This window comes from Priestia endophytica DSM 13796 (assembly GCF_900115845.1).
Classification (GTDB): domain Bacteria; phylum Bacillota; class Bacilli; order Bacillales; family Bacillaceae_H; genus Bacillus_I; species Bacillus_I endophytica.
Window position 1 is genome coordinate 1 of record NZ_FOXX01000034.1, and the last position, 16233, is coordinate 16233.

Genomic DNA, 16233 nt, shown 5'->3' on the forward strand with positions numbered 1-16233 from the left:
CCCCCCTCAAGATGAGACTTCCCATTCTTCGGAAGTAAGATCCCTGAGAGACGATCAGGTAGATAGGTTAGAGGTGGAAGCATGGCGACATGTGGAGCTGACTAATACTAATCGATCGAGGACTTAACCTAAGAATTGATCATAATCGGATATGTTTTTCCTTGCCTTGTTATTTAGTTTTGAGTGAACAACTCTATATAGTCTGGTAACCATAGCCAAGAGGTCACACCTGTTCCCATGCCGAACACAGAAGTTAAGCTCTTGAACGCCGATGGTAGTTGGGACTTTGTCCCTGTGAGAGTAGGACGTTGCCAGGCACCATAGAAAAAAGGCTGATCTATTATAGATCAGTCTTTTTTGTATAAGATAATAAGAAGTTTTTCAGTAAGAATGGACTCTTTATTTTAGTTACCTCAAGGAATTTAACAATAAATGGATAATCTTTGGAACTATATGAATGAAGAAGTTCATACCACCACTCTGTTTCATAACGAGAAATCATACTTAAATTATAAAGCAGAAGATAGTGTACTAATATTTCAGGTAGCATTCGACTTAGTGGCTTAATAAAAGGGAAACAATATACATCTTCTTCTAGAGAATAAGAAAAAGGAGCGCAGTGAAGAAGTGCTTCTTTTTTTAAAAGACGTGGATTGATTTCTCGCTCTGCTAACATATCTATGTCAATTAATTGGGGTCTTAAGTGCGAATAAAAATATTCATGAAATCTCCTTTCACTCATCTTGTAATAATCAAAGGCGAGATCAGAAAACACCCACCGGTCGTCATGAATTGATCCAAAAACATGAGAGACTTCTCTTCTGTATAAATGTTTAAAAAGTTGATGAGTTTCAGGAATTTGAATAAGCAATTCTTTCATCGAGTACTTCTCATGTTCTAATACCCCTAAATTAAATAAAGTTTGGTCAATGTGGGAGAATAGTCCGCTCTTTTGTATTTTTACCTCATCATCAAGAAATTTGTAATCTTGCTTTTTTCTTTTTCTCGTTGAAACTCCATGTGCTAAGATAGAAGTATTAGCAGGGTATTGACTGTCTTTCACAAGAAGGCATGCTTTTAAAAGTTGACTAATGCCATAAAAAAGCAACATTGGTTGAATAGATAGGGGAGCTTGCTCCGCTAATTTGTAATAATTTTTACTGTGCTCTAGATAATAAATAAAGGGATAACAGTTCTCGAAACTTTTCTTTTCAGCATCTGCTTTATTTAGTTTCTGACTATAGTGATGAGATAGAAAATCTTGAGTAAAGGGAGCGGCATAAAACACGGACAAATCGCTCCATATGTCCTGTTGATCGTTCATAAATATTAATACCTCACTTTTTTGAATAATCTAACATATCCCAATCTTGTTGACATAACAAGGGTTGGCTTGTTAATCTACTAATAATATTTTGGCGTTTAAAGGAGGATTTATTTATCATGTGGGAATCAAAATTTGCAAAAGAAGGTCTTACATTTGATGATGTGCTACTTGTTCCAGCAAAATCAGAGGTTTTACCAAAGGATGTAGACCTAAGCGTAACGTTAACAAAAACGTTGAAACTTAATTTGCCATTCATTAGTGCAGGAATGGACACTGTAACTGAAGCCGATATGGCAATGGCAATGGCTCGACAAGGCGGTTTAGGAATCATCCATAAGAACATGTCTATCGAACAACAAGCAGAGCAAGTTGACAAAGTAAAGCGCTCTGAACGCGGGGTTATTACAGATCCATTTTTCTTAACACCAGAACATCAAGTTTTTGATGCTGAACATCTCATGGGAAAATATCGTATTTCAGGTGTTCCAATTGTTAATAACGAGGCAGAACAAAAATTAGTTGGAATCTTAACAAACCGTGATCTTCGTTTTATTCAAGATTACTCAATTAAAATTAAAGACGTTATGACAAAAGAAGATCTTGTTACAGCTCCTGTTGGAACAACATTAAAAGAGGCAGAACAGATTTTACAGCAATATAAAATTGAAAAACTTCCTCTTGTAAATGAAGACAATGTTTTAAAAGGTCTCATTACAATCAAGGATATTGAAAAAGTTATTGAATTTCCAAACTCTGCAAAAGACCCACATGGCCGATTGATTGTTGGAGCTGCTGTTGGAGTAACAGCTGATACAATGATTCGTGTTGAAAAACTTGTACAAGCTGGTGTAGATGTTATCGTTTTAGATACAGCACATGGACATTCAAAAGGCGTACTAGAATCTGTTAAACAAATCCGCGCTGCATATCCAGACCTTAATATTATTGCTGGTAACGTAGCAACTGCAGAAGCAACAAGAGATTTAATTGAAGCAGGAGCAGATGTTATTAAAGTTGGTATTGGACCTGGTTCAATTTGTACAACTCGTGTTGTAGCAGGTGTTGGAGTTCCCCAAATTACAGCAGTATATGACTGTGCAACAGAGGCACGAAAGCATGGTATACCAGTTATTGCTGACGGAGGCATTAAATATTCTGGTGATATCGTTAAAGCTCTTGCTGCTGGTGGTCACGTTGTAATGTTAGGAAGCTTGCTTGCAGGAACTTCTGAAAGCCCTGGAGAAACAGAAATTTATCAAGGTAGACGTTTTAAAGTATACCGCGGTATGGGTTCTGTAAGTGCAATGGAGCAAGGAAGTAAAGATCGCTATTTCCAAGAAGATAATAAAAAATTCGTGCCAGAAGGTATCGAAGGACGTGTTCCTTATAAAGGACCTGTTTCTGAAACAATCTACCAAATGACAGGTGGATTAAAATCAGGTATGGGGTACTGTGGAAGTAAAAACCTAGAAGCTCTTCGTGAACAGGCACAATTTGTTCGTATGACTGGTGCTGGTTTACACGAAAGTCACCCACATGATGTGCAAATTACAAAAGAATCACCAAATTATTCTTTACGCTAACCGGCAAAAATGCTCTACCATTTCAGGTAGAGCATTTTTTATTTCCTTGGAAAGCATGACCTATAGACCTATTCATTTAAAGTTCCCTATGGTAAAATAACGCTTATGTGAACATGACTTTGGAGGGTAAAAAGTGAAATTAACACAACGTTTATTTGTAGGGATAGTAGCGAGCATCTTAGTGCTACAGCTGTGGATGGTAGCACCGATTGCTCATGCACAGGAAGTAGATAAACCAAATCTAGAATCAGGTGCAGCTATTTTAGTGGAAGCTCAAACAGGAAAAGTTTTATATGAAAAAGATGCAGATGCAGTGCGAGGCATTGCAAGCATGACAAAGATGATGACGGAATATTTATTGCTAGAAAATATCCATGAAGGCAAATTAAGCTGGGATGATACATATGAGCCAAGTGATTATGCTTATAAGATTTCGCAAAATTTAAGTTTATCTAATGTACCTCTTGCTAAAGGGGAAAAATATACGTTAAGAGAGCTTTTCGAAGCAATGTCTATGTATTCAGCAAACGGTGCATCAATTGCAATTGCAGAGAAGATTGCAGGAAATGAAACCAATTTTGTTAAAATGATGAATGAGAAAGCTCAAGAACTTGGAATGAAAGATGCGAAGTTTGTGAACGCAACAGGTCTTTCAAATAGTGATTTACAAGGGATGCACCCTAAAGGAACAAAAGCAAGTGATGAGAACTTAGTTTCAGCTCGTTCAACTGCTAAACTTGCTTCACATCTTATTAATGACTATCCAGAAGTATTAGAAACTTCTAAACTAAAAGAGAAAACGTTTCATAAAGGAAAAAATGGTGAAACGCAAATGAAAAGCTGGAACTGGATGCTTCCAGGACTTGTTTATGAATATAAAAAGGCAGAAGTAGATGGTCTGAAAACAGGTAGTACAGATTTTGCAGGCTATTGTTTTACAGGAACCGCTGAGAAGGACGGAGCACGTTATATAACAGTTGTAATGGATGCAAAAGATCATGGACAAGAATCCTATGAAGCAAGGTTCAGCGAAACAGCAAAGCTTTTAGATTATGCTTTTGATAACTTTGAAGTAAAAACCCTTCATCCTGCTGGCTATACTTTGAAAGAAAAAGTAAAAGTTGCAAAAGGAAATGAAAAAGAAGCTAAAGTAACTACAAAAGAGCCGTTAAAAGTAGTTGTGGAAAAAGGAAAAAGTGCTAAAAAAGCTGTTGAAACAGAACTTGTAATAAACGAGAAGAAATTAAATAACGATGGAAAACTTATTGCTCCAATCAAAAAGGGAGAAGAAGTTGGATATATCAATGTTAAGTACAAGGATGATCAATTTGGATATTTAACAACTGAGGGGGAAAACCAGTCAGGAGATCCTATTGTGATGAAAGAAGATATTGATAAAGCTAATTGGTTCTCGCTTATGTTCAGAAGTATCGGAGACTTCTTTGCTGACATGTGGACAAGTGCTGCAAACATGGTTAAAGGCTGGTTTTGATATAAGAAGAATGCTTGTGGTTTAAATTACCAGATGCATTCTTCTTTTTTTGATTAAACTATCTACTGAATTTAGATAGGATTTTGTTAAGAAATCATGTAGAATGAAAAATAGGAATTTGAATTGTCTAAATAGTATATATTCAAATTAAACATTATTACATTGGCTAGACTCTTAGTAGGAGGGAATATCAACATGAACAACCGTGGAACAGATCGTGTTAAAAGAGGTATGGCAGAAATGCAAAAAGGCGGCGTTATTATGGATGTTATTAACGCTGAACAAGCTAAAATCGCAGAGGAAGCTGGAGCAGTAGCTGTTATGGCACTTGAGCGTGTGCCAGCTGATATCCGTGCAGCAGGTGGAGTTGCTCGTATGGCAGATCCAACTATTGTTGAGGAAGTAGTAAATGCTGTTTCTATTCCTGTTATGGCAAAGGCGCGTATCGGACATATTGTAGAGGCTCGCGTTCTTGAAGCAATGGGAGTTGACTATATTGATGAAAGTGAAGTATTAACTCCTGCAGACGAAGAATTTCACTTGTATAAGAGTGACTTCACTGTACCATTTGTTTGTGGATGTCGTGATTTAGGTGAAGCAGCGCGTCGTATTGGAGAAGGAGCTTCTATGCTTCGTACAAAAGGTGAGCCAGGGACAGGAAATATTGTAGAGGCTGTTCGTCATATTCGCAAGGTGAATGCTCAAGTTCGTAAGGTAGTAGGGATGAATGAAGATGAGCTAATGACAGAAGCTAAAAATCTTGGGGCTTCATTTGAACTTCTTCTTCAAATTAAGGAAGAGGGACGTCTTCCTGTTGTAAACTTCGCAGCAGGTGGTGTAGCTACACCAGCAGACGCAGCGCTTATGATGCAGCTTGGAGCAGATGGGGTATTTGTAGGTTCAGGTATCTTCAAATCCGACAATCCAGCTAAGTTTGCTCGTGCTATCGTAGAAGCAACAACACATTATCAAGATTATGAATTGATTGCAAGCCTTTCAAAAGGACTTGGTAATGCAATGAAAGGGATTGAAATTTCAACACTATTACCAGAAAATCGTATGCAAGAGCGTGGCTGGTAAGAAAGGTCTGGTTTTATGACAACAATCGGTATACTTGCTTTGCAAGGTGCAGTAAGAGAACATGCAAAGGCTTTTGAACGTGCTGGAGCAGAAGTTGTTTTAGTGAAAAAAGTCGAACAGCTAGAAAGTATCGATGGTCTTGTACTCCCAGGTGGAGAAAGTACAACAATGAGACGCCTTATTGATAAGTATGGGTTCATGGAGCCGCTAAAAGCATTTGCTGCTCAAAAAAAACCTATGTTTGGCACATGCGCTGGCTTGATCTTATTAGCTAGTGATCTTGTTGGTTATAGTGAACCACACCTAGGAGTTATGGATATTAAAGTGGAACGCAATTCTTTTGGACGTCAAAGGGAAAGCTTTGAAGCTGCATTATCCATTAAAGGTGTTGGAGAAGACTTTATTGGAGTCTTTATCCGTGCTCCACATATTGTGGAAGTTGGACAAGATGTTGAAGTGTTAGCAATGCATGGAGACCGAATTGTAGCAGCTCAGCAAGGTTCATTCCTAGGCTGTTCTTTCCATCCAGAGTTAACGGATGATTATCGCCTTGCACAGCATTTTGTACAAATGGTGGAAACATCTTCTAAAGAGACAGTATAAAAGCATTGCAACAAGTTAAAACTTATAGTACATTATGATGTATAAGTTGAATATAGCTAGCACGTTGAAGGGAAATAGTAATAAGACTCTTATCTTTAAGAGAGCTAGTGGTTGGTGCAAACTAGTAGATAAAGCTTATGAATCCATCCTGGAGTGAATTGTTGAACAATGCAGTAGGCAATTTCGGTGTTAAACCGTTATTTTATAAAGTGGAAAGAGACATCAATCTCTTTCAACTAGGGTGGCAACGCGGGTAACTCTCGTCCCTTACATATAATGTAAGGGACGAGAGTTTTTTATTTGCCTTAATTATTAATGTAAAGGAGTTAAAAACATGTTAGATTTAAAATTCTTACGCAAAAATTTTCAAGAAGTAAAAGAAAAGCTTCAACATCGAGGAGAAGATTTAACAGATCTTGGAGCGTTTGAAGAATTAGATAGCAAGCGTCGTGAGCTTATTGCTCAAACAGAAGAGCTTAAAAGTAAAAGAAACGAAGTATCACAGCAAGTAGCAGTGCTAAAAAGAGAGAAGAAAGATGCAGATCATCTTATTGCAGAAATGCGAGAAGTCGGAGATAACGTAAAAGCTCTGGATGAAGAATTACGTTCTGTTGAAGAGAGACTTCATCAACTCCTTCTTTCTATTCCAAATGTTCCACATGAAACTGTGCCAGTTGGAGAAACAGAAGACGATAATGTAGAAGTAAGAACGTGGGGAGAAGTTCCTGAGTTTACATTTGAGGCAAAACCACATTGGGATTTAGCAACAGACTTAGAATTGTTAGATTTTGAGCGTGCGGCTAAAGTAACAGGAAGTCGTTTTGTATTTTATAAAGGACTTGGAGCAAGACTTGAGCGAGCGTTAATTAACTTCATGTTGAACCTTCATATTGACGAGCATGGATATGAGGAAATCTTACCTCCATACATGGTGAATAGAGCGAGCATGACGGGAACAGGACAGCTTCCAAAGTTTGAAGAAGATGCATTTTTAATCGAGAAGGAAGATTATTTCTTAATTCCAACATCAGAGGTTCCTGTTACTAATCTTCATCGCGATGAGATCTTAAAAGGAGATCAGCTTCCAGTAAGCTATGCAGCATATAGCACATGCTTCCGTTCAGAAGCAGGTTCTGCAGGGCGTGATACACGTGGACTTATCCGTCAACATCAATTCAATAAAGTAGAACTTGTTCGTTTTGTTAAACCTGAAGATTCTTATGACGAACTCGAGAAATTAACAGGTCATGCTGAAAAGGTACTTCAACTTCTAGGTCTTCCATATCGTGTTATGAGCATGTGTACAGGTGATCTAGGTTTCACAGCAGCTAAAAAGTATGATATTGAAGTATGGTTACCAAGCTATGGAACATACCGTGAAATCTCTTCTTGTTCAAACTTTGAAGGTTTCCAAGCACGTCGTGCAAATATTCGTTTCCGCCGTGAAACAAATGGAAAGCCTGAGCATGTGCATACGCTAAATGGATCTGGTCTTGCAATTGGGCGTACTGTTGCGGCTATTTTAGAAAATTATCAACAAGAAGATGGTTCTATTGTAATTCCAGAAGTGTTACGTCCATACATGGGAAATCGATCTGTAATTAAATAATCTCTAAAAAAAGAGGCAAGAATAACTGACCGTTTTCTTGTCTCCTTTTTTAGAGTAAAAAGATAGACTAGGGTGATACTTTATAGAAGAGAAGAAAATCAGCATTTTTCTAAAAAATTGTATAAAGTTGTTGACGAATGTAGAAAATAATGATATAGTTATTCTTGTCGAGACGGAGGAATACCCAAGTCCGGCTGAAGGGATCGGTCTTGAAAACCGACAGGGGTGTCAAAACCCGCGGGGGTTCGAATCCCCCTTCCTCCTCCATTATTACAAATTAAAGATAGCGCATATAAATTGGAGATTGAAGCTCGTTACATATAATGTAGCGAGTTTTTTGTATATTAAAGCGACAAAAAGACAAAGCATCCTATCAGGATGCTTTGTCTTTTTTAATGAGTATTTATAGTCTGAGATATCTTCTCCATAATGTTTTCAATAGAAGTTGGGTCTTTCAATAAATCATAGTCTGATATATTTAGGCGAAGCACAGGGCAAGCATTGAATGAATTGATCCAATTTTCATAGCGGTTATGCATTTCTTCCCAATACGAGAGGGGAGTTTCTTGTTCCATTGCTCGTCCTCGTTTTCGAATTCGCTGAATAATTTGTTCTAGATTCCCTTCTAAATAGATAAGAAGCGTAGGTTTAGGGAAATAAGGTGTTAAGACCATTGCATCAAACAAGCTTCTGTATGTTTCATAATCAACAGGAGTCATTGTACCCTTTTCATAATGCATTCTAGCAAATATCCCCGTATCTTCATAAATAGAACGATCTTGAACAAAACCACCGCCATGTTCAAACATCTTCTTTTGTTCTTTAAAGCGCTCTGCTAAAAAATAAATTTGCAGATGAAAACTCCAACGTTCAAAATCATGATAAAAAGAATCTAAGTATGGATTGTTGTCTACTTTTTCAAAAGAAGTTTGAAAATCTAATGCTTCTGCTAATACTTTTGTGAACGTTGATTTTCCTATTCCGACAGTTCCGGCTACAGTAATAACAGCATCTTTTGGAATGTTATATTTAGCGTTTAAATTCATTTGGAAACTCCTTTAACAATGCGGGCTTAAGAATATCAATAATGTATTGAAAATCTTCTTCCCTATTTACAAAATCAATTTTATCACCATCAAACTCAAATACAGGAATGTGAGGATGTTCTTGTTTAAACTGTACAAACATTTTTTCGTAATCTTCTTTTAAATTAAGAAGGTATGTGTGGTCGATGTCTTGCTCAATATCACGTCCACGTTTGGAGATTCTTTTTAGTAATGTCTCCAAACTAGCGTTTAAATAAATAATAATATTAGGCATTGGTAAGTCTTCAGTTAACACTTTATATACACGTTCATATTTATCGTAATGTTTCATGTGTAACGTTCGTTTAGCAAACACTATGTTTTTCAAAACATGATAGTCTGCAACAACAGGCTTTTGTTTTGTAAGAAAGCGGGCTTCAAGGTCTTCTAATTGTTTGTAACGATTACATAGAAAGAACATTTCCGTTTGAAAGCTCCACTCATCAATATTTTGGTAAAAATCTTTGAGAAAAGGATTTTCTTCAACAATTTCTCGTAGTAAATGAAACTGTAGGTATGTTGCTAATCTATGTGAAAGTGAAGTTTTGCCTACACCTATAGGTCCCTCAACAGCAATGAAGGGGGTAGAATTCATAATATAGTCCTCCTGTTTATATAACCTTTCCCTATGATGAGAATAGGGATATCGTATGAACACGCAAAGGATATTGTACCACAGGAGGACTCTAATAAGAGAGAATAAAAGAGCTTAGATTGCTTTTAAGATTGAGAGTTGAATTTTTTGACGTTGAAGTTTTTTTGAATTAAAAGCCAGTTTTGTGGGAAAGGAAGTCCTAACTTCCAATAGGCAACACCGCGCAATCTAAACTGTTTGACCAAATCAAATTTACGTTGAATAGAACGAGCATCTTCAAACCAAACAACATGTTCCTTGCCTTGTTCATCTCTATAATTATAATAAGGGGCTTGGGAAGTAGTGCTATATTGGATTGATGTATTATATTGATAGGCAATTTCCAAAGCTCTTTGAGCACTATAGGCTTTAGCAGGAGGGTTTCCCTGCTTATATGGAAGAGTCCAATCATATCCATATAAATTTTGCCCCATTAATATTTTAGAAGAAGGTATTTCAGATACAGCATACTCAATTACTTTTTGTACTTGATTAATAGGAGACACAGCAAGCGGTGGTCCTCCGCTATATCCCCATTCATAAGTCATTAACACGACAAAATCTACAATTTCTCCATGTGCTTTATAATCATGAGCTTCATACCACTGCCCCTGTTGAGTAGCGCTTGTCTTCGGAGCAAGTGCCGTGGAAATTAACCAACCTTCTTGCTTAAATCGATCTCTTGCTTTTCTTAAGAAATTATTATAAGCTTCTCTGTCTTCTGCACGAAGAAATTCAAAATCAAAATGAATATCACGGAAGTTGTTAGCTTTTGCAGTTGTCACAATATTATTTAGTAGTGTATTTTGGACAGCCGTATTTGTTAGTAGAATATGGCCTAGTTCTTCACTAAAAGCTCCATCTTCAATGTTAGTGACGACCATTGAATAAATAAGCCGATTGTTTTCAGCAATAGATCTAAAGTTATTTAGGTTAGGGGCACTCAGAGAACCATCTCGTTTTGCTTCAAAACTTGAAGGACCTATGTACGATAATCCAGCTGCATTATCGTTAATTTGTCTTTCTACATCGGCAGAAATTGTACGACGACTTGAATCAACGTACCCATAGAATTCTCCTTCACGCTTTGGAGAAGGGGGAATATAAAGACGTGTACCAACTGTAAGTGGTCTTGTTACGAGTATGTTGTTAACAGAAGCTAAACGCTGGTAACTAATATTGAATTTTTGACCAATCTGCCATAACGTATCACCTCTTTGAACAACATAATACTCTCCTACAATAGGGATAACAATTGCCTGACCAACAACAAGGCGATTTGGATCTGGTAATTGGTTTACACTTGCTAATCTTGAGGCAGGAATATTAAATTGTCTAGCAATGCCAGACACAGTATCTCCAGGTTTTACAACATAAATTTGCATAGCTATCCTCCTATACAATAAGTCTTACTTTAGCCTATTATATGAAGGGTGAATTGATGACAAGAGTTCAATTAAGGATTGATGACAATCAGTTGAGGCCCCCAATACATTTTTCATCATCCGAAGTGCAAATATATTGTCTTCCTCTACATTTGAAGCAATACAATCGGAAGGGATAAATAGAGGGTATTTTCTCATATAAGCATCGTTAGCTGAAAAAAGAACGCATATATTTCCAGCAATACCTGTTAGAATCAAGCTCTCAACCAAAAGCTCTTCGAGGAGAACATTTAGGGCTGTACCGTAAAATATGGAGTGTTTTGGTTTGATAAGAAAAAAATCGTCTTCTTTTGGTTTGATTTTTTGAAGAATTTGCGAGCTGCGTTTATTTTGGCAATTCTTTAAGATCACATCGAGGTTTGCTTGCCATAAGTTATAATGGTCATTAATATAGATGACAGGAATTCCTTTTTTGTAGCATATCTCTTTTAACATTGTAATATAGGGGACAATTTTTTGAGCTTGTTGAGCAAGTTCTTGTCCTAGTTCAAATTGAAAATCATTAATCATATCAATAATAATTAAAGCAGGATTTTTTAATTCATTCATAAAATTCTCCTTGTTAAAATAAAGTGTTACTTTATAGTGTGGCTTAAACGTATAAAAACATGAGAAGGGATAGAAGTGATGGAGGAAACAGATTATCAGTACATGTTAGAAGCAATAAAAGAAGCAAAGAAAGCAGAAGAAAAACATGAAGTACCTATTGGAGCGGTTGTTGTAATAGATGGGGAAATTGTAGGAAGGGCTCATAACCTCAGAGAAACAGCTCAGCGTTCCATTGCTCATGCTGAACTTTTAGCTATTGATGAAGCCTGTCAGAAAACAGGTTCTTGGCGATTAGAAGATGCAACCCTTTATGTTACTCTTGAACCTTGTCCGATGTGTGCAGGAAGCATCATCATGTCTAGAGTGAAGCGTGTTGTTTTTGGAGCTTATGATCCTAAAGGAGGTTGTGTAGGAACACTTATGAACCTTCTTCAAGATGAACGGTTTAATCATAGAGCAGAAGTTGTTGGCGGGGTGATGGAAGAAGAGTGTGGTCGACTTTTAACAGATTTCTTTCGATCACTAAGAGCTAAGCAAAAAGCTAACAAGAAGACTCATTCCTAACTTCAAAATATTTACAGGATCTATACGTTGCATTTTTAATTAAAAACATTTATACTAAGACATGCACCAACAAACGGTGCCTTAAAAATTGGTTACAATTTTGCCGTGCTAGGCGGGGAGGTAGCGGTGCCCTGTACTCGCAATCCGCTCAAGCGAGGCTGAATCCCTTCTCGAGGCTAGTCTGCTTTAGGGTCTGCCTTAAGTAAGTGGTGTTGACGTTTTGGTCCTACGCAATGAAAATCCATGAACCCTGTCAGGTCCGGAAGGAAGCAGCAGTAAGTGGAACCTTTCATGTGCCGTAGGGTTGCCTGAACCGAGCTAACTGCTTAAGTAACGCCTAGGGCAACTAGTCGACAGAAGGTGCACGGTACTTCATACATATAATAACAGTCTACTCTTTTAGAGTAGGCTGTTTTATTGTATAAGAAGGAAGAATCATTTTGGAATATCGTTCTATAATAAGATATAATAATACATAATAAAGTTTGATCAAGGAGGGTATCGGTTGGCATATCAAGCACTCTATCGTGTTTATCGCCCTCAATCCTTTGAGGATGTAGTCGGTCAGAAACATATTGTAAAAACATTAAAAAATGCTTTACTTCAACAGAAATTCTCACATGCTTACCTCTTCTCAGGACCGCGTGGAACAGGGAAAACTACAGCAGCTAAGATTTTATCAAAAGCTGTAAACTGTGAACATGCCCCTGTGAGTGAACCGTGCAATGAATGTGCAGCATGTAGAGGGATTATGGATGGTTCTATTTCAGATGTGATTGAAATTGACGCAGCTTCAAACAATGGAGTTGACGAAATTCGAGATATTCGTGACAAAGTCAAATATGCCCCAAGTGCTGTTCGTTATAAAGTGTATATCATTGATGAGGTTCATATGCTTTCGATAGGGGCTTTCAACGCGCTGTTGAAAACATTAGAAGAGCCACCACCACATGTTATTTTTATTTTGGCAACAACTGAACCTCATAAGATTCCACTTACTATTATTTCTCGTTGTCAGCGTTTTGATTTTAAACGTATCACATCAGATGAGATTGTATATCGGATGAAGAAAATTTTAGAAGATCAAAACACCCCTGTAGAAGATGAAGCTCTTTATGCTGTAGCAAGAGCAGCTGATGGTGGGATGCGAGATGCATTAAGTTTATTAGATCAAGCTATTTCCTATAGCGATGAGAAAGTAAATATTGATGATGTACTATCTATTACAGGAGCAGTATCTCAGCAATTTCTAGAAGAAGTTGTTGAGGCAATTGCAGAAAGAGAAGTTTCTAAAGCTTTAACAAATGTTAATGAGATCGTCCAAAATGGAAAAGACCCTGTTCGTTTTATTGAAGATCTAATTTTTTATTATCGTGATCTTCTTCTTTATAAAACAGGCATCCATAATCAGGACTTGTTGCAACGTGCTGTTATTCATGATGGGTTTATTTCTCTTAGTGAATCTGTGCAGGGTGCGGAGATTCATGAAATTATTCGTAGTCTTAACGGAGTTCAGCAAGAAATGAAATGGACAAATCACCCTCGAGTTTTACTAGAAGTAGCATTAGTGAAACTCTGTCAGCAGAATCGGCAGAAGGAATCTTCAGGAGATGTTGAGGAACTTTTGCAAAAGGTTCAACTCCTAGAGGATCAACTTAGCAAAATTCAGGAGCAGGGTGTTGTTATTAGAGAAAGTGAAGAAGCCGCAAAACCAAAAGAAAATGTTCCGCGCTCTAGTAAACAGCAATATAAAGCTCCAACAGGGCGTATTAATGAAGTGCTTAAGAAGGCAACTAAAAAAGAGTTAGAGAAGATCAAACAGAATTGGGCTGAAGTTCTTGATATGTTGAGAAAGCAAAATAAAGCTTCTCATGCAGCTCTTTTAGCAAATAGTGAACCTGTTGCCTCTTCTTCAGACGCTTTTGTGTTAAAATTCAAGTATGAGATTCACTGTAAGATGGTAGCAGAAAATAATAATTCTGTACGAGATCATGTAGAAACGATTTTGCATTCTCTGATTGGTCAAAAGGTAGATTTAATTTCTATACCTGAATCTCAGTGGGAGAGTATTCGCGAAAATTTCATTCGTGAACATCGAGATGAACAAGAACAACCCGAAGAGACTGATGATCCACTTATTTCTGAGGCTAAAAGACTTTTTGGAGATGAATTAGTGGAGATTCAAGATTAAAGGGTAAATATAAAAAAGGAGTAGATAATTATGCGTGGAATGGGAAATATGCAAAAAATGATGAAACAAATGCAAAAAATGCAAAAGGATATGCAAAAAGCACAAGAGGAATTAGCAGATAAGCAGATTGAAGGTACAGCTGGTGGCGGTATGGTAACAGTTGTTGTTAATGGCCAAAAAGAAATTATTGAGGTTAATATTAAAGAAGAAGTTGTAGATCCAGAAGATATTGAAATGCTACAAGATCTTGTAATGGCAGCAACAAACGATGCCCTGAAGAAAATTGAGGAATTAACAAATGAAACAATGGGACAATTTACTAAAGGACTAAACATCCCAGGCCTCATGTAGGAGGAAATTATGCATTATCCAGAACCAATTTCAAAGCTTATTGAGAGCTTTATGAAGTTACCAGGTATAGGTCCTAAAACAGCAGTACGTTTAGCTTTCCATGTTCTAACGATGAAGGAAGATACAGTACTAGATTTTGCTAAAGCATTAGTCAATGCTAAGCGTAACCTTTCTTATTGTTCTGTATGTGGACATATAACAGATCAAGATCCTTGTTATATCTGCGAAGATAAGAGACGTGATCGCAGTATCGTTTGTGTTGTACAGGATCCAAAAGACGTTATTGCGATGGAAAAAATGAAGGAATATAAAGGTCTTTATCATGTTTTACATGGCGCTATCTCTCCAATGGATGGGATAGGACCTGAAGATATTAATATTCCTGATTTACTCAAACGATTGCAAGATGATGAAATCCAAGAGGTTATTCTAGCGACAAATCCAAATATTGAAGGCGAATCTACAGCGATGTATATTTCAAGACTATTACGCCCTACAAATATTAAGATGACGAGAATCGCGCATGGCCTTCCTGTTGGGGGAGACTTGGAATATGCTGATGAGGTCACATTATCGAAAGCACTAGAAGGACGAAGAGAGCTCTAAGGAGTAGAACATTATGCTGTTTAAACGTAAAGGATGGTTACGTGAAGAGTATAACCAAAAGCTATTAAATGAACTCTTTCAAGAGAAAAAAGAAAGAATCTATCGAAGTCGTTTAATGGAACAGAGCTTGGATCCTACGCCAGAAGCTGTTGCGCATTCAAAGCTGAGTGAAATTAAATACTTGTATTTATTAAAAGAAGCTAAGGTTAGAAACTTAACAATCCATTTTAAGAAATGAGGAAGCATTTAAGATAGCTTCCTCATTTTTTTATGAAAACAATTATTATCCCTTTAAAGTAAAGTCATGTTTCCTTTTCCTCTACATAAGCTTATAGTACAAGCCATTTAAAAGAGGTGAAGCAGATGGAACCTATATGGATTGTTTCTATACTAGTAGGGCTTATTCTTTTAATCCTAATAACAGGAGGGATACAAAAGCCTTTTAAATTATTAGGGAGCGGTATTGTTCGTTTTCTGATTGGGGCTCTTTTACTTTTCTTTGCAAATATCATAGGAGCTCAGTTCGGCCTACATGTTCCCATTAATTTAATCACTACCGCAGTAGCTGGTTTATTAGGGGTATGTGGGGTAGGAGCACTGGTTGTTATTAACTTATGGATTATGTAATATAAAAGAGCAGATTTCTTAAATCTGCTCTTTTTAACTTTTTTTAAAAAAGTTATTGACCTAATAAAATAGAAGTGTTATATTAATATACGTCGCTAAGACAGGAACGAAATGTTGAAAAAACATTTTAAAAAAGTTATTGACTTGGTTGAATAAATTTGTTATTATGATTAAGTCGCTTAAGACAAGTTCTTTGAAAACTGAACAAAATACGTCAACGTTAATTCTATTTTATTTTTAAAACAACGTTTCTTATTAGAAACAAAAAGCTATGGACATCGAAAGATGAAACCAAACTTTCTATGGAGAGTTTGATCCTGGCTCAGGACGAACGCTGGCGGCGTGCCTAATACATGCAAGTCGAGCGGAGTTTTGAAAAGCTTGCTTTTCAAAACTTAGCGGCGGACGGGTGAGTAACACGTGGGCAACCTGCCCTTGAGACGGGGATAACTCCGGGAAACCGGAGCTAATACCGGATAACACATAT

At 37.0% G+C, this 16233-nt stretch carries 16 protein-coding genes, 1 tRNA gene, 3 rRNA genes, 1 other RNA gene and 1 other annotated feature; of the genes, 16 read left to right on the forward strand and 5 right to left on the reverse strand.

Annotation, left to right across the window (positions count from 1 at the left end; translation table 11 throughout):
* Both BM012_RS25490 and rrf read left to right on the forward strand, forming a co-directional pair.
* Positions 1–131 (forward strand): 23S ribosomal RNA (locus tag BM012_RS25490); the annotation flags it as partial.
* 70 nt (positions 132–201) lie between these two features.
* Positions 202–317: ribosomal RNA gene (rrf, locus tag BM012_RS25495) — 5S ribosomal RNA — on the forward strand.
* Positions 318–340: 23 nt separating this feature from the next.
* Here the strand turns inward: rrf and BM012_RS25500 are convergent.
* Entirely contained in the window at positions 341–1324 is a 984-nt protein-coding gene (locus tag BM012_RS25500) for a YaaC family protein (RefSeq protein ID WP_061804483.1), read from the reverse strand.
* A 119-nt stretch (positions 1325–1443) separates the two neighbouring features.
* Here BM012_RS25500 and guaB point away from each other — a divergent pair, with 119 nt between their 5' ends.
* From guaB to BM012_RS25530, 6 genes are all read left to right on the forward strand, one after another.
* Entirely contained in the window at positions 1444–2910 is a 1467-nt protein-coding gene (guaB, locus tag BM012_RS25505; protein WP_061804484.1) for an IMP dehydrogenase, read from the forward strand.
* A gap of 133 nt (positions 2911–3043) precedes the next feature.
* A complete protein-coding gene (locus BM012_RS25510; RefSeq protein ID WP_061804485.1) occupies positions 3044–4402 on the forward strand; it encodes a serine hydrolase in 1359 nt (452 codons plus the stop codon).
* Positions 4403–4597: 195 nt separating this feature from the next.
* Positions 4598–5482, forward strand: a complete 885-nt coding sequence (gene pdxS / locus BM012_RS25515; RefSeq protein ID WP_019395196.1) for a pyridoxal 5'-phosphate synthase lyase subunit PdxS — start codon at positions 4598–4600, stop codon at positions 5480–5482.
* Positions 5483–5497: 15 nt separating this feature from the next.
* Entirely contained in the window at positions 5498–6085 is a 588-nt protein-coding gene (pdxT, locus tag BM012_RS25520; RefSeq protein ID WP_040058534.1) for a pyridoxal 5'-phosphate synthase glutaminase subunit PdxT, read from the forward strand.
* A gap of 55 nt (positions 6086–6140) precedes the next feature.
* Positions 6141–6356: a binding site (T-box leader), on the forward strand.
* Positions 6357–6419: 63 nt separating this feature from the next.
* A complete protein-coding gene (gene serS / locus BM012_RS25525; RefSeq protein ID WP_061804486.1) occupies positions 6420–7694 on the forward strand; it encodes a serine--tRNA ligase in 1275 nt (424 codons plus the stop codon).
* 174 nt (positions 7695–7868) lie between these two features.
* Positions 7869–7961, forward strand: a tRNA-Ser gene (locus tag BM012_RS25530).
* Between the two features lie 125 nt (positions 7962–8086).
* Here the strand turns inward: BM012_RS25530 and BM012_RS25535 are convergent.
* The 4 genes from BM012_RS25535 to BM012_RS25550 all read right to left on the reverse strand — a co-directional run bounded on the left by BM012_RS25535 (position 8087) and on the right by BM012_RS25550 (position 11407).
* The gene (locus tag BM012_RS25535) at positions 8087–8740 is read right to left on the reverse strand and encodes a deoxynucleoside kinase (protein WP_061804487.1); all 654 of its coding nucleotides are present in this window, start codon (positions 8738–8740) and stop codon (positions 8087–8089) included.
* A complete protein-coding gene (locus BM012_RS25540) occupies positions 8724–9374 on the reverse strand; it encodes a deoxynucleoside kinase (protein ID WP_061804488.1) in 651 nt (216 codons plus the stop codon). Before BM012_RS25540 ends, BM012_RS25535 begins: the two co-directional genes overlap by 17 nt.
* 125 nt (positions 9375–9499) lie before the next feature.
* A complete protein-coding gene (locus tag BM012_RS25545; RefSeq protein WP_061804489.1) occupies positions 9500–10798 on the reverse strand; it encodes a glycoside hydrolase family 18 protein in 1299 nt (432 codons plus the stop codon).
* Between the two features lie 24 nt (positions 10799–10822).
* Positions 10823–11407 carry a cysteine hydrolase family protein gene (locus BM012_RS25550; protein ID WP_061804490.1) on the reverse strand — a complete coding sequence of 195 codons (585 nt, stop codon included), beginning with the start codon at positions 11405–11407 and terminating at the stop codon, positions 10823–10825.
* Between the two features lie 78 nt (positions 11408–11485).
* On the opposite strand from BM012_RS25550, the gene tadA reads away from it, so the two are divergent.
* From tadA to BM012_RS25590, 8 genes are all read left to right on the forward strand, one after another.
* Positions 11486–11971, forward strand: a complete 486-nt coding sequence (tadA, locus tag BM012_RS25555) for a tRNA adenosine(34) deaminase TadA (protein WP_161939310.1) — start codon at positions 11486–11488, stop codon at positions 11969–11971.
* 103 nt (positions 11972–12074) lie between these two features.
* Positions 12075–12339, forward strand: an RNA gene (gene ffs / locus BM012_RS25560) — signal recognition particle sRNA large type.
* Between the two features lie 137 nt (positions 12340–12476).
* On the forward strand, positions 12477–14162 hold the full coding sequence (dnaX, locus tag BM012_RS25565) for a DNA polymerase III subunit gamma/tau (RefSeq protein WP_061804492.1): 1686 nt from the start codon (positions 12477–12479) through the stop codon (positions 14160–14162).
* A gap of 30 nt (positions 14163–14192) precedes the next feature.
* Entirely contained in the window at positions 14193–14513 is a 321-nt protein-coding gene (locus BM012_RS25570; protein WP_019395187.1) for a YbaB/EbfC family nucleoid-associated protein, read from the forward strand.
* Positions 14514–14522: 9 nt separating this feature from the next.
* Positions 14523–15119, forward strand: a complete 597-nt coding sequence (gene recR / locus BM012_RS25575) for a recombination mediator RecR (RefSeq protein WP_061804493.1) — start codon at positions 14523–14525, stop codon at positions 15117–15119.
* Between the two features lie 13 nt (positions 15120–15132).
* Positions 15133–15357: a YaaL family protein gene (locus BM012_RS25580; protein WP_061804494.1), complete on the forward strand. Its 225-nt coding sequence runs from the start codon at positions 15133–15135 to the stop codon at positions 15355–15357.
* 125 nt (positions 15358–15482) lie between these two features.
* The gene (locus BM012_RS25585) at positions 15483–15746 is read left to right on the forward strand and encodes a pro-sigmaK processing inhibitor BofA family protein (RefSeq protein ID WP_061804495.1); all 264 of its coding nucleotides are present in this window, start codon (positions 15483–15485) and stop codon (positions 15744–15746) included.
* Between the two features lie 299 nt (positions 15747–16045).
* Positions 16046–16233, forward strand: a 16S ribosomal RNA gene (locus tag BM012_RS25590); the annotation flags it as partial.